We start from the raw sequence: 21,630 nt of genomic DNA on the forward strand, positions 1-21,630 counted from the left end.
GAAATTAATTATTATTTAGAGTACAATTCAACGATCAAGTGTTCTTTAATGTTTTCAGGAATGTCTGCTCTTTCAGGTATATGTAACAACTTACCTACCTTAGAACTTTCATCCCACTCCAACCAAGGATATTTGCTGTGATTGAATCCTGCAAGTGAATTAGCAATCACTTCCAAAGATTTAGATCTTTCGCGTACACCCACAATCTGACCGGGTTTTACAGAGAATGAAGGAATATTAACTACCTTTCCATCTACTGTAATGTGCTTGTGACTTACTAACTGACGGGCAGCAGCACGAGTCGGAGCAATACCCAAACGGAACACCACGTTGTCAAGACGAGCCTCTAAACTCTGCAACAAGATTTCACCGGTAATACCGTTAGCACTTGCAGCCTTTTCAAACAGGTTACGGAATTGTTTTTCCAATACACCGTAAGTATATTTAGCTTTTTGTTTTTCTGCCAACATGACACCATACTCAGAAGTCTTTCTTCTTCTGTTGTTACCATGTTGTCCGGGAGGATAATTCTTCTTAGATAAAACTTTATCTGCTCCAAAGATTCCTTCACCGAATTTACGGGCAATTCTTGATTTTGGTCCAGTATATCTAGCCATTTCTTTTTCTAATTTAATTGTTACTAATGAACTTAATTTGTTGCAGCCGCGATTACAGAAAGGAAGTGCAATCCATTATTAACAAAATCAAGTTACATATAAAAATAGGTTATCTATTAAACTCTTCTTCTTTTCGGAGGACGACAACCGTTGTGCGGAAGCGGAGTTACATCAATAATTTCAGTAACCTCGATACCAGCTCCGTGAACAGTTCTGATAGCAGACTCACGTCCGTTTCCAGGACCCTTTACATAAGCTTTCACCTTTCTCAGGCCAAGATCAAACGCTACCTTAGCGCAATCTTGTGCAGCCATCTGTGCTGCATAAGGAGTGTTCTTCTTAGAACCTCTAAATCCCATCTTACCTGCAGAAGACCATGAGATAATCTGACCTTCACTATTTGCCAGAGATACAATGATGTTGTTGAATGAAGAATGAACATGCAACTGTCCATTAGCGTCAACCTTCACATTTCTCTTCTTAGCTGCGACTGTTTTTTTTGCCATATCAACAATTATTATTTAGTAGCTTTTTTCTTATTTGCAACTGTTTTCTTTCTTCCCTTACGTGTACGAGCGTTGTTCTTAGTGCTCTGACCACGAACCGGCAGACCAATACGGTGACGTACACCACGATAGCAACCAATATCCATTAATCGCTTAATGTTTAATTGCACTTCTGAACGAAGATCACCTTCTACTTTGTATTCAGCACCAATGATTTCACGAATTTTAGCAGCCTGGTCATCTGTCCAGTCTTTTACTTTCACATCTCTGTCAACACCAGCCTTATCCAAGATTTTTGCTGAACTACTGCGTCCAATACCATATACATAGGTTAACGCAATCTCGCCTCTCTTATTCTGAGGCAAATCTACACCAACTATTCTTATAGCCATATACTAAATTATTTTTTTTGCAAAAATAATAAATTATCCTTGACGTTGTTTATACTTAGGATTTTTCTTGTTAATAACATACAAACGGCCATTTCGTCTAACGATTTTGCATTCCGGCGTACGTTTCTTTAATGATGCTCTTACTTTCATATCTTATTTCTTTTTTATTTATATCTAAAAACGATTCTTCCTTTAGATAAGTCATAAGGAGACATCTCTACTCTGACCTTATCCCCGGGTAATATTTTAATGTAATGCATTCTCATCTTGCCAGAGATATGAGCAGTAATCTCATGCCCGTTTTCTAGCTCAACACGAAACATTGCATTAGACAATGCTTCAACTATAACTCCATCTTGTTCTATTGCGGATTGCTTTGCCATATTAAATTGCTTTATCTCCTAATACTTGTTCGACATATTCAAATGAGGACAAAATATCTGCCTTCCCAACTCCTATTGCAACTGTATGCTCAAAGTGAGCGGCACATTTCCTATCGCGTGTACGCACTGTCCATCCATCTCTTTCCATTACTATCTGGCGGGAACCCAATGTTATCATCGGTTCGATGGCAATGCACATACCCTTTTTCAACTGAGTGCCGTATCCTCTTTTTCCATAATTGGGTACCTGCGGATCTTCATGCATATCTTTTCCAATACCATGACCTACGAATTCTCTTACCACACCATAGGAATTAGCCTCGCAATGTTGCTGGACAGCAAAACCTATATCACCCAAACGCTTTCCATGAATGGCATTCTCTATACCTAAATATAAAGCTTCTTTTGTTGTCTTCAAAAGTTTCAAGACCTCAGGATCAACTTCTCCTACACAGAAGGTATAAGCTGAATCCCCACAAAACCCATTCATATAAGTACCACAATCAACAGAAACAATATCACCTTCTTTCAAAGGGATATCATTGGGAATACCGTGTACAACCTGATCATTTACCGAAGTACACAAGGTACTGGGAAACGGATCACCATACTGATTGGGAAAACCTTTAAAAGTAGGAACAGCTCCATTATCTCTAATAAACTCTTCAGCCACCTTGTCAAGTTCCTTAGTTGTCACACCGGGTTTTATCAATTTAGCAACTTCAGCCAGAGTCCTACCTACAAGTAGGTTACTCTGACGAAGCAGCTCTATCTCATCATCTGTCTTAAGAAATATCATCTCAGACTAATTAATATGCAGCAACATTACCAGCACGCCCCTTGATTCTTCCGGAATTTAACAATCCGTCGTAATGGCGCATCAGCAAATGACTTTCTACCTGTTGGAGTGTATCCAATACAACACCTACAAGAATCAATAAGGATGTACCACCGAAGAACTGGGCGAACTCAGCTTTTACTCCAAAAATACCGGCAAATGCAGGCATGATGGCTACAAGAGCCAAGAATATAGAACCCGGCAGAGTAATACGAGACATGATCGCATCTATATACTCAGCTGTATTCTTACCTGGTTTTATTCCCGGAATAAAACCATTATTTCTCTTCATATCTTCTGCCATCTGGTTAGGATTAATTGTTATTGCAGTATAGAAGTATGTAAACACAATAATCAATATTGCAAAAACAAAATTATACCAGAAGCTAGTATGATCTACAAATGCACGTACAATACCACTTGCTGTTGCAGCATTTGAGAAACCTACCAATGTAATAGGGATAAACATGATTGCCTGGGCAAAGATGATAGGCATTACATTCGCAGCATTCACCTTTAAAGGAATATATTGTCTTGCACCACCATATTGTTTGTTTCCTACAATACGTTTCGCATACTGTACGGGAACTTTGCGGACGCCTTGAACCAGCAAAATTGCTGCTGCAATAACAAACAACAAAAATACTATTTCCAACAAAAACATGATGATACCACCTGCACCCGGAGAAGCCAGACGAGAAACAAACTCCTGGAATAAAGATTGTGGCAGACGGGCAATAATACCAATCAAAATGATGAATGATATACCATTACCTATCCCCTTATCTGTTATTCTTTCTCCAAGCCACAGAATAAACATACTTCCAGCTGCCAAAATGATGGTAGAAGTAATTATAAAGAATGTCCAATCTAATGAAGCATTAAGTGATGGTCCGGCTTGCATCTTAAGGTTAAGCAAGTATGAGGGAGCTTGGAAAACCAAAATTGCAATTGTCAATATACGAGTATACTGATTGATTTTTCTTCTACCACTTTCACCTTCACGCTGGATTTTCTGAAAGTAGGGAACAGCAATCGCCAAAAGCTGAATTACAATTGATGCCGAGATATATGGCATGATTCCCAATGCAAAAATAGATGCATTGGAAAACGCTCCTCCAGAGAACATGTTTAACAAGGCTAACAAACCTTCACTCGTTTGTTTATGCAACTGAGTTAACATAGCAGGGTTAATACCTGGCAGAACCACGTAAGAACCAAACCTGTAAATTGCAACAAATAATATAGTAATGAGGATCCTTTGTCTCAGATCCTCAATTTTCCATATATTCTTTAATGTTTCAATAGATTTTCTCATTGAATCAGAGTTTTACTGCATTACCACCAACAGCTTCGATTGCAGCTACCGCACTCTTTGAAAAAGCATTAGCTTCCACATCAAGCTTAGTAGTCAAACTACCGTTACCTAGTACTTTTACCAATTGATTAGAAGAAATGAAACCAGCTTCAATAAAGTCATTCATACCTACCTTAGTCAGATTCTTAGCTTCAGCCAATTTCTGAATAGTTTCAAGGTTAATAGCTTTATATTCTACACGGTTAATATTCTTAAAACCAAACTTCGGAACACGACGTTGAAGAGGCATCTGTCCACCTTCAAAACCAATCTTCTTTGAATAACCTGATCTTGATTTAGCACCTTTATGACCTCTTGTAGAAGTACCACCCAAACCAGATCCCGGGCCACGGCCAATTCTTTTTCTAGTCTTTGTAGATCCTTCTGCAGGTTTTAAATTACTTAAATTCATATCGTAATTAGTTTTTTTATTAACAATGAATTACTTAACGATGGCAACCAGGTGTTTTACCTTTTCAACCATTCCCAGAATAGAAGGAGTTGCTTCGTGCTCAACCACACGATTCATCTTGCGAAGTCCCAGCGCATCGAGTACTCTCTTTTGATCAGCAGGAGCACCAATTCTACTTTTTACTTGTTTAATCTTAATAGTTGACATAATTCCTCCTTATCCTCTAAATACTTTTTCCATACTTACGCCTCTGTTCTGAGCAACCATACGGGCATCTCTCATCTCGCCCAAAGCTAAAATAGTAGCTTTTACCAAGTTGTGCGGATTAGAAGAACCTTTTGACTTAGCCAAAACGTCTGTAACACCCACACTTTCCAAAACAGCACGCATCGCACCACCTGCTACCACACCAGTACCGGTAGAAGCCGGCTTGATGAATACTTCAGCACCACCAAATTTAGCCGACTGTTCATGAGGAACTGTACCTTTCAATACAGGAACACGAGTCAAGTTCTTTTTAGCTGCTTCAACACCTTTAGCAATAGCAGCTGTTACTTCACCTGCTTTACCAAGGCCCCAACCAATAATACCGTCTTCGTTTCCAACAACGACAATTGCAGAGAAGCTGAATGTTCTACCACCCTTTGTTACCTTTGTAACACGGTTGATAGCAACCAATCTGTCTTTTAACTCTATATCGTTAGTTATCTTAACTCTATTATTAACTGCCATAATTGATTAAAATTTAAGTCCACCGTTACGAGCAGCGTCAGCTACTTCTTTTATTCTCCCATGATACAAGTAACCATTACGGTCGAATACGACAGTCGTAATACCAGCTTCCTGAGCCTTCTTGGCAATCAGTTCACCAACTTTAGCAGCCTGTTCTTTCTTAGGCATAGCTTCCATTCCCAAAGATGAAGCTGCAGCCAAAGTTCTACCAGACAAGTCATCGATAACTTGAACGTAAATCTGCTTGTTACTTCTAAACACACTCATACGCGGACGTTCAGTAGTACCTGAAATCTTATTGCGTACTCTATATTTGATCTTGATTCGTCTTTCTAATTTTGTTGTCATGATAATACAATTTTATGTAAATTATTTAGCACCGGCTGACTTACCAGACTTTCTACGAATTTCTTCGCCAACAAACTTAATACCTTTACCTTTATAAGGTTCCGGCTTACGGAAAGAACGTATTTTTGAACAAACCTGACCCAGCAGTTGTTTGTCACAAGATTCCAATATAATAAGAGGGTTCTTATTTCTTTCTGACTTAGTTTCTACCTTGATTTCAGGAGGTAACTGCATAAAGATATTATGAGTATAACCCAAAGCGAAATCAATAATATTACCATTGTTTGAAGCACGGTAACCTACACCGACAAGTTCCAGTTCTTTCTTATAACCTTCAGAAACACCAATAACCATGTTGTTAACCAAAGAACGATACAAGCCATGAAAAGCATGTCTTTGTTTTACGTTATCCAACATCGCGTTTTCGTTTTCTGTCAACATCACATGTCCATCTTCAATTGCAACATTGATAGAAGGATCAACAAATTGGCTAAGTTCGCCTTTAGGACCTTTTACAGTAACTACATTATCCTTCAGAGTAACTGTTACTCCAGTGGGAATACTAATGGGTAATTTTCCTATTCTTGACATTGCTTATCCTCCTATTAATATACGTAACAAAGAACTTCACCACCGATTTTCAGTTCAGCAGCTTCTTTGTTAGTCATTACACCTTTGGAAGTAGATATTATAGCAATACCTAAACCATTAATAACTCTCGGCATGTCTTTGTAACCCGTATACTTACGTAAACCCGGAGTAGAAACTCTAATAAGCTTCTTAATAGCATTTACTTTGTTTACTGAGTCGTACTTCAAAGCCACTTTGATAGTTCCTTGAGGACCATCTTCTACAAACTTGTAGTTCAGAATGTAGCCTTTGTCGAAAAGGATCTTAGTGATTTCCTTTTTCAAATTTGAGGCAGGCACTTCTACTACTCTGTGCTTTGCACTAATTGCATTTCTCAATCTGGTGAGATAATCTGCGATTGGATCTGTCATATAATAATAAATTAAATTAATCAGGACTACCCTGACAATATTTAAAAATAAAAAGAATTACCAGCTTGCTTTCTTTACGCCCGGAATCAAACCATTAGAAGCCATTTCGCGGAACTGAATTCTTGAAATTCCGAACTGACGAATATAGCCTTTAGGACGACCGGTCAATTTACAACGGTTGTGCAAACGAATAGGATTAGCATTCTTAGGAATAGCCTGTAATTTCTGAGCAGCTTCAAAAGCTTCAGCAGGATCACCTGAGTTGACAATCTTTTTCAACGCAGCACGTTTTTCAGCATATTTGGCTACAAGTTTGGCTCTTTTTACTTCACGAGCCTTCATTGATTCTTTTGCCATAATATATTAATCTTTTTTTGAGTTTTTAAACGGTAAACCAAATTCCTTCAACAAAGCATAACCTTCTTCATCTGTCGGAGCAGAAGTTACAAAGGTAATATTCATTCCGAGAATTTTAGTAATACTATCGATATTTATTTCAGGGAAAATGATTTGTTCCTGAATACCCAATGTATAATTACCTCTTCCATCGAACTTGCTTTCGATACCTTTGAAGTCACGAATACGTGGCAAAGCAACACGAACAAGTTTTTCAAGGAACTCATACATTCTTTCACGACGCAAAGTCACCATTACGCCAATCGGCATTTTCTTACGTAACTTAAAGTTAGCGATATCTTTACGTGAAACTGTTGCAACAGCTTTCTGACCAGTAATTGCTGTTAACTCATTAATAGCAACTTCAATAATCTTCTTATCAGCAACAGCCATACCCAATCCTTGATTGATAACAATCTTCTTAAGTACGGGGATCTGCATTGTTGAAGAATATTGGAACTGATTCTTCAATGCAGGCGCAATGCGCTCTGCATATTCTTTCTTAAGGCTAGCAGTATTACTCATTATTTAATCTCCTCTCCTGATTTTTTAGCATAACGAACAAATGTTCTACCATCAGAACTTTCTCTTCTTCCCACACGTGTTGGCTTGCCTGTTTTAGGATCAACCAAATTCAAGTTTGAGATATGTATAGCAGCTTCCTGCTTTACGATACCACCCTGAGGGTTCTTTGCATTAGGTTTGGTACTTTTCGATACCATATTGATACCTTCTACAAGTGCACGTCCTTCTTTAACAAGAACTTTCAGCACACGGCCAGTTTTACCTTTATCTTCACCAGAGTTTACGTAAACTGTATCGCCTTTTTTTATATGTAATTTACTCATTACTTAAATCTTTTACAAAATTAAAGTACTTCAGGTGCAAGTGATACCACTTTCATGTTTGCAGCACGCAACTCTCTTGCAACAGGGCCAAAAATACGACTTCCTCTAATTTCACCTGCATTATTCAACAATACGCAAGCATTATCATCAAAACGAATATAAGAACCATCAGCACGACGGATTTCTTTCTTAGTACGTACAATTAAAGCCTTTGATACTGCACCTTTTTTAACATCACTAGAGGGGATTACACTCTTGATAGAAACTACAATGACATCCCCTACAGAAGCGTAACGTCTCTTCGTACCGCCTAATACGCGGATACAAAGAGCTTCTTTAGCGCCACTGTTGTCACACACTGTAAGTCTGGATTCTACTTGTATCATAATTACTTAGCTCTTTCAATTATTTCAACCAATCTCCATCTCTTAGTTTTGCTCAAAGGACGAGTTTCCATGATGTGTACTGTATCACCTACATTACATTCATTCTTTTCATCATGAGCATGGTATTTTTTCGTTTTAGAAACGAACTTACCATAAATAGGGTGTTTTTCTTTAAACTTAGCAGCAACAGTAATGGTCTTATCCATCTTATTGCTTACTACAACACCTGTTCTTTCTTTTCTTAAATTTCTAGCTTCCATGAGGACCATTATTATTTGTTAAGTTCTCTCTGATGCAATTCTGCCTTCATACGCGCAATCGTTCTGCGTAACTTTTTAATCTGTGCAGGATTATCCAGCGGAGAGATAGAATGATTTAAAACCATCTGATTGTAATTGGCTACTTCAGCTTCAATTCTTTCTGCCAATTCATTGGTAGCTATTTCTCTAATTTCTGCAATCTTCATAATAAATTAAGCATTTTGATTTTGAGCATCGTAATCACGTCTAACTATAAACTTAGTAGTAACAGGAAGCTTCTGTGCTGCAAGACGCAAAGCTTCTTTAGCTACCTCATAAGGAACACCTTCTGCCTCGATGATAATACGACCCGGAGTAACCGGAGCAACGAAACCTTCAGGAGCACCTTTACCTTTACCCATACGCACATCAGCAGGCTTGCGAGTAATAGGTTTGTCCGGGAAAATACGGATCCAAATCTGTCCTTGACGTTGCATATATCTTGTTACCGCAATACGTGCAGCTTCAATTTGTCTACCTGTAATCCATTTAGTCTCCAAAGATTTAATACCAAATGAGCCGAAAGCCAATTGGTTTCCTCTTTGAGCATTTCCTTTCTGACTGCCCTTCTGCTGTCTTCTGAATTTTGTCTTTTTCGGTTGTAACATAATTCCTAAAATTCAAATCCGTTAGCGATTGTTTTTCTTTCTTTTGAAGTTCTTACCACCGTTATTGTTGCCATTACCACCACGACCACTCTCTTTAGTCTGAGTAAAGTTGGGCGCTAATTCTCTCTTACCATACACTTCACCACGGCAAATCCATACTTTAATACCCAGCAAACCAACTTTAGTCAAAGCTTCTGCATGACAGTAGTCAATATCTGCACGGAAAGTATGCAACGGAGTTCTTCCTTCTTTATACATTTCAGAACGGGCCATTTCTGCTCCATTCAAACGTCCTGAAATCAACACTTTGATACCTTCAGCGCCCATACGCATTGTGTTAGCGATAGCCATCTTGATGGCACGGCGATAGGCAATCTTACCTTCTACCTGACGAGCGATATTATTAGCTACAATAACAGCATCCAACTCAGGTCTCTTCACTTCAAAGATATTGATCTGAATATCTTTGTCCGTGATCTTCTTCAACTCTTCTTTCAGCTTGTCAACTTCCTGACCACCTTTACCAATGATAATACCCGGACGTGCTGTACAAACCGTAATTGTCACCAATTTCAGTGTACGTTCAATAACAATTCTTGAAACGCTGGCTTTTGCAAGTCTGGCATTCAAATATTTACGGATTTTGCTGTCTTCCAACAAAGCATCACCATAATCATTGCCACCGTACCAATTAGAATCCCATCCTCTGATAATTCCTAAACGGTTGCTTATCGGATTAACTTTCTGTCCCATCTAGTCTTAATTTTGATTATCATTAGTACTCTTAGAATCAACGAACAAAGTCACGTGATTTGAACGTTTACGAATTCTGTAACCTCTTCCCTGCGGAGCCGGACGCATTCTTTTCAGCGTTGCACCACCATCAACATAAATCTTTGTTACAAACAATTCGCCACTTTCTGCCTTACGTTCGTTTTTCTGTTCCCAGTTAGCAATAGCAGAGCGCAACAGTTTTTCCACTCTTGCAGAAGCTTCTTTAGAAGAAAACTTCAAGACACCCAGTGCACGGTTCACTTCCATACCACGGATCATGTCAGCCACGAGACGCATTTTTCGCGGAGAAGTAGGAACATTTTGCAACTTTGCAAAATACATGGTCTTAAGGGCTTCTTTTCTTTTTTCAGCCGATATTTTTTTTCTTGCTCCCATTATTTATTACTTTATTATTTCTTCAGATTATCCTGCTTATTTTTTCTTATTACCTGCATGGCCGCGGAATGTACGTGTCGGTGCAAATTCACCTAATTTGTGTCCTACCATGTTTTCTGTAACGTAAACAGGAATAAATTTATTTCCGTTATGAACTGCAACTGTGTGCCCTACAAAATCAGGCGAGATCATCGAAGCTCTAGCCCAAGTCTTAACGACAACCTTCTTGCCGCTTTCATTCATAGCAAGCACTTTCTTTTCAAGTTTAACGTTAATATATGGACCTTTTTTTAATGAACGACTCATAATTTACTCAATTAATCAGTTATTACTTTCTTCTCTCAATAATATACTTAGAAGACTGTTTTTTCGGAGCTCTTGTCTTCAAGCCCTTAGCATACAAGCCTGTACGTGATCTTGGATGACCTCCTGAAGCGCGTCCTTCACCACCACCCATCGGGTGATCAACAGGATTCATAACAACACCACGGTTGCGAGGACGACGACCCATCCAACGAGTACGACCTGCCTTACCGGAAGATTCCAATCCATGATCAGAGTTACCAACGCTACCAATAGTAGCCTTACAAGCACTAAGTATTTGTCTTACCTCACCTGAAGGCAATTTAATCACACAATACTTGCCTTCTCTTGAAGTTAACTGAGCAAAATTACCAGCTGATCTTACCAAAGCTGCACCTTGGCCCGGACGTAATTCTATATTGTGAATTACAGTACCAACGGGGATGTTTTCAAGCGGAAGTGCGTTACCAATCTCAGGCGCTGCATTCGCTCCAGACACCAATGTGCTACCAACTTGCAATCCATTAGGAGCAATAATATATCTCTTTTCACCATCAGCATAAAACAGCAAAGCAATACGAGCCGAACGATTCGGATCGTATTCTATAGTTTTAACAACTGCGGGTACACCGTCTTTGTTTCTCTTGAAATCAATAAGTCTGTATTTTCTCTTGTGACCACCGCCCATATAGCGCATTGTCATTTTACCAACGTTGTTGCGACCACCTGTTGAGCGCTTTCCAAATACAAGAGACTTTTCTGGTACCGATGCAGTAATCTCTTCAAAAGTACCAATAATTTTATGTCTTTGCCCCGGTGTTGTGGGCTTAAATTTACGTACTGCCATCTTTATTAAATATTGCTATAAAAATCAATAGTATCGCCTTCTTTCAATGTTACGATAGCTTTCTTATAAGCATTCGTACGACCATTGATGATTCCAGACTTAGTGTAACGGCTTTTACTCTTTCCCGAGTATTTTAGCGTATTTACATCTACTACTGTAACATTATACAAAGCTTCAATCTCACTCTTAATTTCCAACTTGTTAGCTTCAGGACGTACAATAAAGCCGAATCGATTTAACTTCTCGGTAATTGCAGTCATTTTCTCAGTAACCAACGGTTTAATAATAATTCCCATTATCTAAGCCTCCTTTTTAAATTAAGATAAGATATTCTCGATAGCCTTGAGCGAGTTTTCTGTAACAACAAGAGTTTCAGCATTCAATACATTGTAAGTATTTAATGCAGAAGCAATTGCTACATTAGCACGTTCGATGTTACGAGCTGACAAATATACATTTTTATTAGCTTCCGGCAAAACAAGAAGCAACTTTTTGTCAGCAATTTTAAGATTATTTACCATAGAAACGAAATCCTTAGTCTTTGGAGCCTCAAATGTGAAGTCTTCAACAATAATGATTGCGTTTTCTTGAGCTTTATAAGACAATGCCGACTTGCGAGCCAATGTCTTAACTTTTTTATTCAACTTAAACCAATAGTCACGAGGTTTAGGACCAAACACGCGAGCACCACCCACCAATACCGGAGAGTTGATATCACCACGACGAGCACCGCCACCACCTTTCTGACGACCTAATTTACGAGTAGAACCGCTGATTTCGCTTCTTTCTTTAGATTTATGAGTTCCCTGACGTTGGTTAGCCATAAACTGCTTAACGTCCAAATAGATAGCGTGGTCATTGGGTTCAATTCCGAAGATAGATTCGTTTAACGTAACCTTTCTTCCGGTGTCTTCACCTTTAATATTTAATACGTTAACTTCCATTATTTCTCAATTATTACGATTGAACCTTTGCAACCCGGTACCGAACCTTTAATCAAAAGAAGATTGTGTTCCGGAATCACTTTTAATACCTGTAAGTTATGTGTAGTAACGCGGTCACCACCCATTTGGCCACCCATACGCATTCCTTTGAATACTTTTGCAGGGTAAGAACATGCACCGATAGAACCCGGTTTACGAGCGCGGTTGTGCTGACCGTGAGTAGTCTGACCTACTCCACCAAATCCATGTCTTTTAACTACACCTTGGAAGCCTTTACCTTTAGAAGTACCAACAACGTCAACATAAGCCGCATCATTGAACAACTCCACTGTAATAGTGTCTCCCAAATTCAATTCTGTTTCAAAATCTTTGAACTCGGCCAAGTGTCTCTTCGGAGTTACACCAGCTTTTTTAAAGTGCCCCATCAAAGGTTTGGTAGTATGCTTTTCCTTTTTGTCTTGGAAACCTACCTGAACAGCTGCATAGCCGTCTTTCTCAACACTCTTAATCTGAGTAACTACACAAGGACCAGCTTCGATAACAGTGCATGGTACATTTTTACCATCAGCACTGAAAACGGATGTCATTCCGATTTTCTTTCCTAATAATCCTGGCATTTCAGTTAATTTTTAAATGCATTAAACTTTAATTTCTACTTCAACTCCACTCGGTAATTCCAACTTCATCAGAGCGTCTACTGTCTTAGCTGTTGAGCTATAGATGTCGATTAATCTCTTGTAAGAAGACAATTCAAACTGTTCACGTGACTTCTTGTTAACGAAAGTCGAACGGTTTACCGTAAAAATACGCTTGTGTGTAGGCAATGGGATAGGACCGCTAACAATAGCACCTGTTGCCTTCACTGTTCTAACGATCTTTTCAGCAGACTTGTCTACCAAGTTGTGATCGTAAGATTTCAGTTTAATTCTAATTTTTTGACTCATTAAATTTTAAATTAAAAAATGATTAAATATAAAGTGGGGCCGGATTAAGAGTCATTCGCTAACCCGTCGCCCCTGCTTTTTTTATTATACTAAGTCTACGCGACCTTTCACTTCTTCAAGTACAGCCTTAGCAATAGAGCTGGAAACTTGAGCATGATGATCATAAGTCATAGATGATGTAGCACGGCCCGAAGTAATAGTACGCAAAGCTGTTACGTAACCAAACATTTCTGCCAAAGGTACTTTAGCTTTTACAATACGAGCTCCAGAACGGCTTGATTCCATACCTTCTACTTGACCACGACGCTTATTCAAGTCACCAATAACATCACCCATGTTTTCTTCAGGAGTTACAACCTCCAGTTTCATAATAGGTTCAGTCAATACAGGACCTGCTTTAGCACATGCATTTTTGTAAGCCTGGATAGCACAGATCTCGAATGACAACTGGTCAGAGTCAACCGGATGGAATGAACCATCCTTCAAAACTACTTTCAGTGAATCAAGCGGATACCCTGCCAACACACCATTCTTCATTGCGGTCTGGAAACCTTTCTGAACTGATGGGATAAATTCCTTAGGAACATTACCGCCCTTCACTTCATCAATAAACTGCAAACCACCTTGTGTAAAGTCTTCGTCAACCGGACCGATTGCCACAATGATATCGGCAAACTTACCACGACCACCAGACTGCTTCTTATAAACTTCACGCAATTCAACAGTCTTAGTGATAGCTTCCTTATAGTTAACCTGAGGTTTACCCTGGTTACATTCTACTTTAAACTCACGTTTCAGACGGTCGATAATAATATCCAAATGAAGCTCACCCATACCGGAAATAATAGTCTGACCGGACTGCTCATCAGTCTTAACAGTAAATGTCGGGTCTTCTTCAGCCAGTTTAGCCAAGCCATTAGACAACTTGTCCAAATCTTTCTGAGTCTTAGGTTCAACTGCAATACCAATTACAGGATCAGGGAATTCCATTGATTCCAATACGATCGGTGCATCTTCATCACACAACGTATCACCTGTACGGATATCCTTGAAACCAACACCGGCACCAATATCACCAGCTCCAATCACCTCTACAGGATTCTGTTTGTTTGAGTGCATCTGGAACAAACGTGATACACGTTCTTTTTTACCCGAACGAGTGTTATAGATATATGAACCAGCCTCTACCTTACCAGAGTAAACGCGGAAGAAAGTCAAACGTCCGACATAGGGGTCAGTTGCAATCTTAAATGCCAAAGCTGATGTTTTTTCATCCTCGCTAGGTTTACGGTCTTCCTCTGCTCCTGTAGTCGGATTAGTACCTACAATAGCAGGTGTATCCAACGGAGAAGGCAAGAACGCACAAACATAGTCAAGCAATGTCTGAACTCCCTTATTCTTGAATGAAGAGCCGCAGAACATCGGAACGATATCCATTTTCAATGTACCTGCACGCAAAGCACGCAAGATTTCTTCTTCAGTGATTGTAGAAGGATCATCAAAGAATTTCTCCATTAAAGCATCGTCAAATTCAGCCACTTTTTCGAGCATTTTCTCTCTCCATTCATTAGCTTCATCAACCAAGTTCGCCGGAATTTCTTCTACGCTATAATCTGCACCCATTGTTTCATCGTGCCACAAAATAGCTTTCATTTTGATCAAATCAACAACTCCTTTGAAGCTCTCTTCAGCACCAATAGGAATTACCACAGGGCAAGCATTTGCGCCTAATACATCCTTCATCTGGCGAACAACTTCGAAAAAGTCAGCACCAGAACGGTCCATTTTATTAACGTAACCAATACGAGGCACATTGTATTTATCAGCCTGACGCCATACGGTTTCTGACTGAGGTTCAACACCACCAACCGCACAATAAGCTGCAACAGCTCCATCCAAGACACGTAAAGAACGTTCTACTTCAGCAGTAAAGTCAACGTGTCCCGGAGTGTCAATCAAGTTTATTTTATAAGTATTTCCCGCATATTTCCAACGAGTAGTAGTAGCAGCAGATGTAATAGTAATACCACGTTCCTGCTCCTGCTCCATCCAGTCCATTGTTGCTGCACCATCATGCACCTCACCAATTTTGTGAGTCAAGCCAGTGTAGAACAAAATACGTTCTGAAGTCGTTGTCTTACCAGCATCAATGTGAGCCATGATACCGATATTGCGGGTCAAATGCAAATCATGTTTAGCCATCTTCGTCCTTTACTTATTAATTATTACTTGATTAGAATCTAAAGTGAGCGAATGCACGGTTAGCTTCAGCCATACGGTGCATATCTTCTTTACGCTTATAAGCACCACCCTGTTCGTTGAAAGCGTCAATAATCTCAGCTGCCAGTTTATCTGCCATTGATTTACCACCGCGTTTACGAGCGAAAAGAATCAAGTTTTTCATTGAGATTGACTCTTTACGATCAGGACGAATTTCAGTAGGAACCTGGAAAGTAGCGCCACCTACACGACGAGACTTTACTTCAATCTGCGGAGTTACATTATCCAAAGCTTTCTTCCAGATTTCCAAAGCTGATTTTTCTTCATTAGGAAGTTTTGTTTTCACTGTTTCCAGTGCTGCATAGAAGATCTCATAAGATGTATTCTTTTTTCCATCATACATCAAGTGATTTACGAATTTAGAAACCTTCTGATCATTAAATACCGGATCCGGAAGGATCACACGTTTTTTTGGTTTTGCTTTTCTCATTTTTTCTCAAAATAATGTTTTTGTTTGGGGCTGCACTTTTTCCGTTTACTTCAACGCTTCCTCTGAAGCATTTACTCAACCTTTATAGCTTATTCCAACAAACCAAAACTTAAATTAATATTCTTTGTTTCAGGAATTCAGTTACAATTTACTTCTTTCCTTTTCCTTTTGCAGGAGCTGCAGCTTGTCCTGCTTTAGGACGCTTCGCACCATATTTAGAACGTCTTTGTGTACGACCAGCTACGCCTGCTGTATCCAAAGTACCACGAACGATGTGATAACGTACACCCGGAAGGTCTTTCACACGACCACCACGAACCAACACGATTGAGTGTTCCTGCAAGTTATGACCTTCTCCCGGAATATAAGAGTTTACTTCCTTAGAGTTAGTCAGACGCACACGAGCAACTTTACGCATTGCTGAATTCGGCTTTTTCGGAGTAGTAGTATACACACGAACACAAACGCCACGTCTTTGAGGACATGAATCCAGTGCCGGAGATTTACTCTTCTCAACCAAAACCTCTCTTCCTTTTCTTACTAATTGTTGAATAGTAGGCATTTTGTTTGATTTTTAATTATTATATATTGTTTATTAATTTGCTGTACTAAGTCCAAAACTATACATTTTGGGCTGCAAAGTTACGAATAACATTTTAATAAACAATACTTTCTACTAATAAAAATAGTCTGTTTCTCAAAAAAGTTTTTGAAAAACAGACTACTATGTTATTTTTGCTACAAAAGCCCTTATGCTTCCCCTTTAAATCCGCTTATAGGAGGAATGAATGTTTTTCCATCCGGTCCATTATTTCCCCCATTCATTTCTTCCGGCATTCGAATAGGTCCAAAATTACGTTCGTATTTTGCAACATTCTCCTGTAATGCATACATCAAACGTTTTGCATGTTCAGGAGTCAGTACAATACGTGACTGCACTCCAGCTTTAGGTAATCCCGGCATTACACGCACAAAATCAACAATAAATTCCGAACTGGAATGGGTAATAATGGCAAGATTTGCATACGTTCCTTGAGCTACTTCTTCTTTCAACTCTATCTGCAACTGATTGTTATTTTTTTCGTTTTCCATGATTTTATACTTTAGCATTAAAAAAATATTCTGAATTTCAAGGTCCCCAACTTCTATTCTTTGGTTGGAGTACAAATATAGACATTTATTTGTAATAATACAACATACTGATTATTCTATATAATTTTCCTATAGCATTTACTATAAACCTAAAGAGGCTGATTTCTTAAACAGAAATCAGCCTCTTTTACAGTGTATGTATTAAAAATTACTCTACCTCACTATAATCGAGTACATTCTTACGATTAGCAAGAATGCGATCATATTCTTCCTTCGAACCAACAATAATCTTTTCGAATTCACGCTGACCGGTACCGGCAGGAATCAAGTGACCACAAATCACATTCTCCTTCATACCCTCCAATCTATCAACCTTACCATTGATGGCAGCCTCATTCAAAACTTTCGTTGTTTCCTGGAATGATGCAGCAGACATGAAACTTGAAGTTCCCAAAGCGGCACGGGTAATACCTTGCAGAATCTGAGTAGATGTAGCAGGAATAGCATCACGTACCTCAACAGGCTTCAAATCACGACGTTTCAACATACTGTTCTCATCACGCAACTTACGGGCAGTAACAATCTGACCCGGCTGTAAATTCTGAGAATCACCAGAGTCAACAACTACTTTCTTGCCCCAAATACGATCGTTTTCTTCCATGAACTCTTGCTTATCCACTACCTGCTGTTCCAAGAAGCGAGTATCGCCCGGCTCATCGATTTCTACCTTACGCATCATTTGACGAACAATAATCTCAAAGTGTTTGTCGTTAATCTTCACACCCTGCAAACGGTAAACGTCTTGCACTTCATTTACGATATATTCCTGTACAGCCGTGGGACCTTTAATGGCCAAAATGTCAGCAGGAGTAATCGCACCGTCAGATAACGGAGTTCCGGCACGAACGTAGTCATTCTCCTGAACCAATATTTGTTTAGACAGATTCACCAAATACTTTTTCACTTCACCTGTCTTAGATGTGACAATAATTTCACGGTTACCACGCTTAATCTTACCCATAGTAATTTCACCGTCTATTTCAGAAACGACAGCAGGATTAGATGGGTTACGAGCCTCAAACAGTTCTGTAACACGAGGAAGACCACCAGTGATATCACCAGCCTTGCCTACAGCACGAGGAATCTTCACAATAATGTCACCAGCTTTCACTGCCTGACCGTTTTCAACCACAACATGCCCCCCCACGGGTAAGTTATAAGTACGGATCAAATTACCATCCTCGGTTACAATATGGGCAGAAGGTACTTTTGTCTTATCCTTAGACTCGATAATGATAATTTCACGCAAACCGGTAGCTTCATCAGACTCTACCTTATAAGTTACGTTTTCAACCACACTCTCGAATTCAATCTTACCAGTAGCCTCTGTAATAATAACAGCGTTGAACGGATCCCACTTAGCAATCAGTTTTCCCTTCTCAACAATATCACCGTCCGCAGCATATAATTTTGAACCATAAGGCACATTATGAGTTGACAGGATAATCCCTGTATTCACATCGATAAAGCGGACTTCAGCCAAACGACCGACTACCACTTTCACAGCCTCACCCATTTCATCAACCGTATCTACCGTACGCAATTCTTCGAATTCCAAACGTGCATTATTCTTGGCCACAATGCTTGCATTAGCAGCCATATTACCTGCGATACCACCGGCATGGAATGTACGCAATGTCAACTGTGTACCCGGCTCACCAATAGATTGGGCAGCGATTACGCCGACTGCTTCACCTTTCTGAACCATACGACTGGATGCCAAGTTACGTCCATAACACTTAGCACATACCCCTTTCTTAGATTCACAAGTTAATACCGAACGGATTTCAACGCTTTCAATCGGAGAATCCTCGATTTCCTGCGCAATATCCTCTGTAATCTCCTCTCCACCGGCTACAATCAGTTTACCAGTAGTAGGATGGACGATATCATGTACAGAAACACGTCCTAGAATACGTTCGTACAAAGTAGCAATAACTTCATCGTTATTCTTCAAAGCCGTACAAACCAAACCACGAAGTGTTCCACAGTCTTCTTCATTGATAATCACATCATGCGACACGTCTACCAGACGGCGGGTCAAGTATCCCGCATCAGCAGTCTTCAACGCTGTATCCGCCAAACCTTTACGAGCACCGTGGGTAGAAATAAAATACTCTAACACAGACAAACCTTCTTTAAAGTTTGAAAGAATAGGGTTTTCAATAATCTGTGCGCCTTCAGCACCGGCTTTCTGCGGTTTTGCCATCAAACCACGCATACCAGACAACTGACGAATCTGCTCTTTAGAACCACGGGCCCCGGAATCAAGCATCATAAATACTGAATTGAAGCCTTGGTCATCATTCTTAATCGTCTTGTAAAGTATATCAGACAGGTCACTGTTCACGTGAGTCCATGTATCGATAACCTGGTTATAACGTTCATTGTCAGTAATGAAACCCATATTATAGTTCATCATAATCTGTTCCACTTCCTCATTACCACGTTTTACCAGTTCTTCTTTTTCTTTCGGGATAATAATATCACCCAAGTTGAATGACAGACCACCCTTGAACGCCATATAGTAACCTAAGTTCTTAATACCATCCAAGAATTCACAAGCACGTGCAACACCGACAGCTTTGATAACATCACTAATGATATCTCGCAAAGACTTTTTGGAAATAATGGTATTCAAGTACCCCACTTCCGCTGGAACGATTTCATTTACAATCACACGCCCTACGGAGGTTTCTTTCATCATCACATCTACGATTTTGCCATCTTTGTCCAAGTCCTTCACCACTACGTTGACGATAGCATGAATATCCACTTTACCTTCATTATAAGCAATCAAAGCCTCTTCCGGACCGTAGAAAGTCAAGCCTTCACCTTTAGCCCCTTTTCTCAGCTTGGTAATATAATACAAACCAAGTACCATATCCTGTGCAGGCACAGTAATAGGAGCACCATTAGCAGGATTCAGAATGTTATGAGCTTGAAGCATCAACATCTGTGCTTCCAGAATCGCATCATTACTCAAAGGCAAGTGAACCGCCATCTGGTCACCATCGAAGTCGGCATTGAACGCTGTACAAGCCAACGGGTGCAATTGAATAGCTTTACCTTCAATCATATGCGGTTGGAAAGCCTGAATACCCAAACGGTGCAGAGTCGGCGCACGGTTCAGCAATACAGGATGACCTTTCATGACATGTTCCAAGATATCCCAGATCACAGGCTCCTTGCGGTCTACAATCTTCTTTGCAGATTTTACAGTCTTCACAATACCACGTTCAATCAACTTACGGATGATAAACGGCTTGTAAAGCTCTGCAGCCATCAGTTTAGGGATACCACATTCACCCATCTTCAATTCAGGACCAACAACAATAACCGAACGAGCAGAGTAGTCAACACGCTTACCCAGCAAATTCTGACGGAAACGTCCTTGCTTACCCTTCAAGCTATCGGACAGTGATTTCAATGGACGATTAGCGTCAGTCTTCACTGCACTTGATTTACGTGAGTTATCGAACAAGGAATCGACAGCCTCCTGCAACATACGTTTTTCGTTACGCAAAATCACTTCGGGAGCCTTGATTTCAATCAGTCGCTTCAAACGGTTGTTACGGATAATCACACGACGATACAAGTCATTCAAGTCAGAGGTAGCGAAACGGCCACCATCCAACGGAACCAATGGACGCAGTTCAGGAGGAATAACCGGCACAATACGTACAATCATCCATTCAGGTTTATTACGTCCGCGAGATGCACGGAACGATTCAACTACCTGCAGACGCTTCAAAGCCTCGTTCTTGCGTTGCTGCGAAGAATCATTACTTGCTTTATGACGTAATTCATAAGATAAAGCATCCAAATCCAAAGTTGAGAGCAGATCATAAATGGCTTCTGCTCCCATCTTAGCTATAAACTTATTCGGATCTGTATCTTCCAAATATTGGTTTTCTTTAGGAAGTGTATCCAAGATATCCAAATACTCTTCTTCAGAAAGCAAATCATATTTATTAATGCCATCTTCAGCCTTCACACCCGGCTGGATAACCACATAACGTTCATAATATACAATAGCGTCTAGTTTCTTTGTAGGCAGCCCCAACAAATAACCGATCTTGTTCGGCAATGAACGAAAATACCAGATATGCGCTACAGGCACAACTAACTGAATATGTCCCATACGTTCACGACGGACCTTCTTTTCAGTCACTTCAACGCCACATCGGTCACAAACAATACCTTTATAACGGATACGTTTGTACTTACCGCAATGACATTCGTAATCTTTCACCGGACCGAAAATACGCTCGCAGAACAAACCATCACGTTCCGGTTTGTAGGTACGGTAGTTGATCGTTTCAGGCTTCAACACCTCACCGCTCGAATTCTCAAGGATTTCTTCGGGTGAAGCCAAGCCAATTGAGATTTTCGAGAAATTACTCTTTATCTTAGTTTCTTTTCTAAAAGCCATAC

33 protein-coding genes are annotated in these 21,630 nt (G+C 39.8%); all 33 read right to left on the minus strand.

The genetic code is table 11. The features are described 5' to 3' along the window. Window positions 1-11 precede the first annotated feature (11 nt). Window positions 12-617 (minus strand): 30S ribosomal protein S4, encoded by a 606-nt coding sequence (gene rpsD, locus AB5062_RS14565; RefSeq protein ID WP_005844899.1) that lies wholly within the window; start codon window positions 615-617, stop codon window positions 12-14. A gap of 116 nt (window positions 618-733) precedes the next feature. Continuing rightward, window positions 734-1,123: a 30S ribosomal protein S11 gene (rpsK, locus tag AB5062_RS14570; protein ID WP_005844897.1), complete on the minus strand. Its 390-nt coding sequence runs from the start codon at window positions 1,121-1,123 to the stop codon at window positions 734-736. Between the two features lie 11 nt (window positions 1,124-1,134). Beyond that, the gene (gene rpsM / locus AB5062_RS14575) at window positions 1,135-1,515 is read right to left on the minus strand and encodes a 30S ribosomal protein S13 (RefSeq protein ID WP_005844895.1); all 381 of its coding nucleotides are present in this window, start codon (window positions 1,513-1,515) and stop codon (window positions 1,135-1,137) included. A 33-nt stretch (window positions 1,516-1,548) separates the two neighbouring features. Continuing rightward, window positions 1,549-1,665 (minus strand): type B 50S ribosomal protein L36, encoded by a 117-nt coding sequence (gene ykgO / locus AB5062_RS14580; protein WP_002558051.1) that lies wholly within the window; start codon window positions 1,663-1,665, stop codon window positions 1,549-1,551. Window positions 1,666-1,679: 14 nt separating this feature from the next. After that, window positions 1,680-1,898, minus strand: a complete 219-nt coding sequence (gene infA / locus AB5062_RS14585) for a translation initiation factor IF-1 (RefSeq protein ID WP_002558052.1) — start codon at window positions 1,896-1,898, stop codon at window positions 1,680-1,682. A 1-nt stretch (window position 1,899) separates the two neighbouring features. Beyond that, the gene (gene map / locus AB5062_RS14590; protein ID WP_005844893.1) at window positions 1,900-2,697 is read right to left on the minus strand and encodes a type I methionyl aminopeptidase; all 798 of its coding nucleotides are present in this window, start codon (window positions 2,695-2,697) and stop codon (window positions 1,900-1,902) included. A 10-nt stretch (window positions 2,698-2,707) separates the two neighbouring features. Beyond that, window positions 2,708-4,054 carry a preprotein translocase subunit SecY gene (gene secY / locus AB5062_RS14595; RefSeq protein ID WP_005844891.1) on the minus strand — a complete coding sequence of 449 codons (1,347 nt, stop codon included), beginning with the start codon at window positions 4,052-4,054 and terminating at the stop codon, window positions 2,708-2,710. A gap of 4 nt (window positions 4,055-4,058) precedes the next feature. Next, complete coding sequence (gene rplO / locus AB5062_RS14600) at window positions 4,059-4,505, minus strand: 50S ribosomal protein L15 (protein WP_005844889.1); 447 nt, start codon at window positions 4,503-4,505, stop codon at window positions 4,059-4,061. A gap of 30 nt (window positions 4,506-4,535) precedes the next feature. Next, a complete protein-coding gene (gene rpmD, locus AB5062_RS14605) occupies window positions 4,536-4,712 on the minus strand; it encodes a 50S ribosomal protein L30 (protein ID WP_005844887.1) in 177 nt (58 codons plus the stop codon). Between the two features lie 9 nt (window positions 4,713-4,721). Next, window positions 4,722-5,237 carry a 30S ribosomal protein S5 gene (rpsE, locus tag AB5062_RS14610; RefSeq protein ID WP_005844884.1) on the minus strand — a complete coding sequence of 172 codons (516 nt, stop codon included), beginning with the start codon at window positions 5,235-5,237 and terminating at the stop codon, window positions 4,722-4,724. A gap of 6 nt (window positions 5,238-5,243) precedes the next feature. Continuing rightward, on the minus strand, window positions 5,244-5,585 hold the full coding sequence (gene rplR / locus AB5062_RS14615; RefSeq protein ID WP_005844882.1) for a 50S ribosomal protein L18: 342 nt from the start codon (window positions 5,583-5,585) through the stop codon (window positions 5,244-5,246). A 21-nt stretch (window positions 5,586-5,606) separates the two neighbouring features. Next, on the minus strand, window positions 5,607-6,176 hold the full coding sequence (rplF, locus tag AB5062_RS14620) for a 50S ribosomal protein L6 (RefSeq protein WP_005844876.1): 570 nt from the start codon (window positions 6,174-6,176) through the stop codon (window positions 5,607-5,609). A 14-nt stretch (window positions 6,177-6,190) separates the two neighbouring features. Further along, window positions 6,191-6,586 (minus strand): 30S ribosomal protein S8, encoded by a 396-nt coding sequence (rpsH, locus tag AB5062_RS14625; RefSeq protein WP_005844874.1) that lies wholly within the window; start codon window positions 6,584-6,586, stop codon window positions 6,191-6,193. 57 nt (window positions 6,587-6,643) lie between these two features. Beyond that, complete coding sequence (gene rpsN, locus AB5062_RS14630) at window positions 6,644-6,943, minus strand: 30S ribosomal protein S14 (protein ID WP_005844872.1); 300 nt, start codon at window positions 6,941-6,943, stop codon at window positions 6,644-6,646. A 6-nt stretch (window positions 6,944-6,949) separates the two neighbouring features. Next, entirely contained in the window at window positions 6,950-7,507 is a 558-nt protein-coding gene (rplE, locus tag AB5062_RS14635) for a 50S ribosomal protein L5 (RefSeq protein ID WP_005844870.1), read from the minus strand. Then, entirely contained in the window at window positions 7,507-7,830 is a 324-nt protein-coding gene (gene rplX / locus AB5062_RS14640; RefSeq protein ID WP_005844868.1) for a 50S ribosomal protein L24, read from the minus strand. Before rplX ends, rplE begins: the two co-directional genes overlap by 1 nt. Window positions 7,831-7,850: 20 nt before the next feature. After that, complete coding sequence (gene rplN / locus AB5062_RS14645; RefSeq protein ID WP_005844866.1) at window positions 7,851-8,216, minus strand: 50S ribosomal protein L14; 366 nt, start codon at window positions 8,214-8,216, stop codon at window positions 7,851-7,853. Between the two features lie 2 nt (window positions 8,217-8,218). Next, window positions 8,219-8,476 carry a 30S ribosomal protein S17 gene (rpsQ, locus tag AB5062_RS14650; RefSeq protein WP_005844864.1) on the minus strand — a complete coding sequence of 86 codons (258 nt, stop codon included), beginning with the start codon at window positions 8,474-8,476 and terminating at the stop codon, window positions 8,219-8,221. Window positions 8,477-8,487: 11 nt separating this feature from the next. Further along, the gene (gene rpmC, locus AB5062_RS14655; protein ID WP_005844862.1) at window positions 8,488-8,682 is read right to left on the minus strand and encodes a 50S ribosomal protein L29; all 195 of its coding nucleotides are present in this window, start codon (window positions 8,680-8,682) and stop codon (window positions 8,488-8,490) included. 6 nt (window positions 8,683-8,688) lie between these two features. Next, on the minus strand, window positions 8,689-9,123 hold the full coding sequence (rplP, locus tag AB5062_RS14660; RefSeq protein ID WP_005844860.1) for a 50S ribosomal protein L16: 435 nt from the start codon (window positions 9,121-9,123) through the stop codon (window positions 8,689-8,691). 21 nt (window positions 9,124-9,144) lie between these two features. After that, window positions 9,145-9,876, minus strand: coding sequence for a 30S ribosomal protein S3 (gene rpsC / locus AB5062_RS14665; RefSeq protein ID WP_005844858.1), 732 nt, complete (start codon window positions 9,874-9,876; stop codon window positions 9,145-9,147). 6 nt (window positions 9,877-9,882) lie between these two features. Continuing rightward, the gene (gene rplV / locus AB5062_RS14670; RefSeq protein ID WP_005844856.1) at window positions 9,883-10,293 is read right to left on the minus strand and encodes a 50S ribosomal protein L22; all 411 of its coding nucleotides are present in this window, start codon (window positions 10,291-10,293) and stop codon (window positions 9,883-9,885) included. A 36-nt stretch (window positions 10,294-10,329) separates the two neighbouring features. Beyond that, entirely contained in the window at window positions 10,330-10,599 is a 270-nt protein-coding gene (gene rpsS, locus AB5062_RS14675; RefSeq protein WP_002558070.1) for a 30S ribosomal protein S19, read from the minus strand. A gap of 22 nt (window positions 10,600-10,621) precedes the next feature. Then, the gene (rplB, locus tag AB5062_RS14680) at window positions 10,622-11,443 is read right to left on the minus strand and encodes a 50S ribosomal protein L2 (protein ID WP_005850640.1); all 822 of its coding nucleotides are present in this window, start codon (window positions 11,441-11,443) and stop codon (window positions 10,622-10,624) included. A gap of 5 nt (window positions 11,444-11,448) precedes the next feature. Then, a complete protein-coding gene (gene rplW, locus AB5062_RS14685; protein ID WP_005844851.1) occupies window positions 11,449-11,739 on the minus strand; it encodes a 50S ribosomal protein L23 in 291 nt (96 codons plus the stop codon). Window positions 11,740-11,760: 21 nt separating this feature from the next. Beyond that, window positions 11,761-12,387, minus strand: coding sequence for a 50S ribosomal protein L4 (gene rplD, locus AB5062_RS14690; RefSeq protein WP_005844849.1), 627 nt, complete (start codon window positions 12,385-12,387; stop codon window positions 11,761-11,763). Beyond that, entirely contained in the window at window positions 12,387-13,004 is a 618-nt protein-coding gene (rplC, locus tag AB5062_RS14695; RefSeq protein WP_005844847.1) for a 50S ribosomal protein L3, read from the minus strand. The genes rplD and rplC overlap by 1 nt, the downstream gene beginning before the upstream one ends. 21 nt (window positions 13,005-13,025) lie before the next feature. Beyond that, window positions 13,026-13,331 carry a 30S ribosomal protein S10 gene (rpsJ, locus tag AB5062_RS14700; RefSeq protein ID WP_002558075.1) on the minus strand — a complete coding sequence of 102 codons (306 nt, stop codon included), beginning with the start codon at window positions 13,329-13,331 and terminating at the stop codon, window positions 13,026-13,028. A gap of 84 nt (window positions 13,332-13,415) precedes the next feature. Continuing rightward, window positions 13,416-15,533, minus strand: coding sequence for an elongation factor G (fusA, locus tag AB5062_RS14705; RefSeq protein ID WP_005844844.1), 2,118 nt, complete (start codon window positions 15,531-15,533; stop codon window positions 13,416-13,418). Window positions 15,534-15,564: 31 nt separating this feature from the next. Beyond that, window positions 15,565-16,041, minus strand: coding sequence for a 30S ribosomal protein S7 (gene rpsG, locus AB5062_RS14710; protein ID WP_005844842.1), 477 nt, complete (start codon window positions 16,039-16,041; stop codon window positions 15,565-15,567). Window positions 16,042-16,189: 148 nt separating this feature from the next. Continuing rightward, window positions 16,190-16,603, minus strand: a complete 414-nt coding sequence (rpsL, locus tag AB5062_RS14715) for a 30S ribosomal protein S12 (RefSeq protein WP_005844840.1) — start codon at window positions 16,601-16,603, stop codon at window positions 16,190-16,192. Window positions 16,604-16,791: 188 nt separating this feature from the next. Next, window positions 16,792-17,133: a DUF3467 domain-containing protein gene (locus tag AB5062_RS14720; protein ID WP_005844838.1), complete on the minus strand. Its 342-nt coding sequence runs from the start codon at window positions 17,131-17,133 to the stop codon at window positions 16,792-16,794. Window positions 17,134-17,341: 208 nt separating this feature from the next. Then, the gene (rpoC, locus tag AB5062_RS14725) at window positions 17,342-21,628 is read right to left on the minus strand and encodes a DNA-directed RNA polymerase subunit beta' (RefSeq protein ID WP_005844836.1); all 4,287 of its coding nucleotides are present in this window, start codon (window positions 21,626-21,628) and stop codon (window positions 17,342-17,344) included. Window positions 21,629-21,630 lie beyond the last annotated feature (2 nt).

Origin of the sequence: Phocaeicola sp. RTP21359st1_B8_RTP21360_211022 (assembly GCF_040911965.1) — a bacterium.
GTDB lineage: Bacteria > Bacteroidota > Bacteroidia > Bacteroidales > Bacteroidaceae > Phocaeicola > Phocaeicola vulgatus.

Bases quoted from the DNA above. Each gene is read 5' to 3' on its own strand.
- rpsD (WP_005844899.1), bottom strand. From the start codon at position 617: ATGGCTAGATATACTGGACCAAAATCAAGAATTGCCCGTAAATTCGGT.
- rpsK (WP_005844897.1), bottom strand. From the start codon at position 1,123: ATGGCAAAAAAAACAGTCGCAGCTAAGAAGAGAAATGTGAAGGTTGAC.
- rpsM (WP_005844895.1), bottom strand. From the start codon at position 1,515: ATGGCTATAAGAATAGTTGGTGTAGATTTGCCTCAGAATAAGAGAGGC.
- ykgO (WP_002558051.1), bottom strand. From the start codon at position 1,665: ATGAAAGTAAGAGCATCATTAAAGAAACGTACGCCGGAATGCAAAATC.
- infA (WP_002558052.1), bottom strand. From the start codon at position 1,898: ATGGCAAAGCAATCCGCAATAGAACAAGATGGAGTTATAGTTGAAGCA.
- map (WP_005844893.1), bottom strand. From the start codon at position 2,697: ATGATATTTCTTAAGACAGATGATGAGATAGAGCTGCTTCGTCAGAGT.
- secY (WP_005844891.1), bottom strand. From the start codon at position 4,054: ATGAGAAAATCTATTGAAACATTAAAGAATATATGGAAAATTGAGGAT.
- rplO (WP_005844889.1), bottom strand. From the start codon at position 4,505: ATGAATTTAAGTAATTTAAAACCTGCAGAAGGATCTACAAAGACTAGA.
- rpmD (WP_005844887.1), bottom strand. From the start codon at position 4,712: ATGTCAACTATTAAGATTAAACAAGTAAAAAGTAGAATTGGTGCTCCT.
- rpsE (WP_005844884.1), bottom strand. From the start codon at position 5,237: ATGGCAGTTAATAATAGAGTTAAGATAACTAACGATATAGAGTTAAAA.
- rplR (WP_005844882.1), bottom strand. From the start codon at position 5,585: ATGACAACAAAATTAGAAAGACGAATCAAGATCAAATATAGAGTACGC.
- rplF (WP_005844876.1), bottom strand. From the start codon at position 6,176: ATGTCAAGAATAGGAAAATTACCCATTAGTATTCCCACTGGAGTAACA.
- rpsH (WP_005844874.1), bottom strand. From the start codon at position 6,586: ATGACAGATCCAATCGCAGATTATCTCACCAGATTGAGAAATGCAATT.
- rpsN (WP_005844872.1), bottom strand. From the start codon at position 6,943: ATGGCAAAAGAATCAATGAAGGCTCGTGAAGTAAAAAGAGCCAAACTT.
- rplE (WP_005844870.1), bottom strand. From the start codon at position 7,507: ATGAGTAATACTGCTAGCCTTAAGAAAGAATATGCAGAGCGCATTGCG.
- rplX (WP_005844868.1), bottom strand. From the start codon at position 7,830: ATGAGTAAATTACATATAAAAAAAGGCGATACAGTTTACGTAAACTCT.
- rplN (WP_005844866.1), bottom strand. From the start codon at position 8,216: ATGATACAAGTAGAATCCAGACTTACAGTGTGTGACAACAGTGGCGCT.
- rpsQ (WP_005844864.1), bottom strand. From the start codon at position 8,476: ATGGAAGCTAGAAATTTAAGAAAAGAAAGAACAGGTGTTGTAGTAAGC.
- rpmC (WP_005844862.1), bottom strand. From the start codon at position 8,682: ATGAAGATTGCAGAAATTAGAGAAATAGCTACCAATGAATTGGCAGAA.
- rplP (WP_005844860.1), bottom strand. From the start codon at position 9,123: ATGTTACAACCGAAAAAGACAAAATTCAGAAGACAGCAGAAGGGCAGT.
- rpsC (WP_005844858.1), bottom strand. From the start codon at position 9,876: ATGGGACAGAAAGTTAATCCGATAAGCAACCGTTTAGGAATTATCAGA.
- rplV (WP_005844856.1), bottom strand. From the start codon at position 10,293: ATGGGAGCAAGAAAAAAAATATCGGCTGAAAAAAGAAAAGAAGCCCTT.
- rpsS (WP_002558070.1), bottom strand. From the start codon at position 10,599: ATGAGTCGTTCATTAAAAAAAGGTCCATATATTAACGTTAAACTTGAA.
- rplB (WP_005850640.1), bottom strand. From the start codon at position 11,443: ATGGCAGTACGTAAATTTAAGCCCACAACACCGGGGCAAAGACATAAA.
- rplW (WP_005844851.1), bottom strand. From the start codon at position 11,739: ATGGGAATTATTATTAAACCGTTGGTTACTGAGAAAATGACTGCAATT.
- rplD (WP_005844849.1), bottom strand. From the start codon at position 12,387: ATGGAAGTTAACGTATTAAATATTAAAGGTGAAGACACCGGAAGAAAG.
- rplC (WP_005844847.1), bottom strand. From the start codon at position 13,004: ATGCCAGGATTATTAGGAAAGAAAATCGGAATGACATCCGTTTTCAGT.
- rpsJ (WP_002558075.1), bottom strand. From the start codon at position 13,331: ATGAGTCAAAAAATTAGAATTAAACTGAAATCTTACGATCACAACTTG.
- fusA (WP_005844844.1), bottom strand. From the start codon at position 15,533: ATGGCTAAACATGATTTGCATTTGACCCGCAATATCGGTATCATGGCT.
- rpsG (WP_005844842.1), bottom strand. From the start codon at position 16,041: ATGAGAAAAGCAAAACCAAAAAAACGTGTGATCCTTCCGGATCCGGTA.
- rpsL (WP_005844840.1), bottom strand. From the start codon at position 16,603: ATGCCTACTATTCAACAATTAGTAAGAAAAGGAAGAGAGGTTTTGGTT.
- AB5062_RS14720 (WP_005844838.1), bottom strand. From the start codon at position 17,133: ATGGAAAACGAAAAAAATAACAATCAGTTGCAGATAGAGTTGAAAGAA.
- rpoC (WP_005844836.1), bottom strand. From the start codon at position 21,628: ATGGCTTTTAGAAAAGAAACTAAGATAAAGAGTAATTTCTCGAAAATC.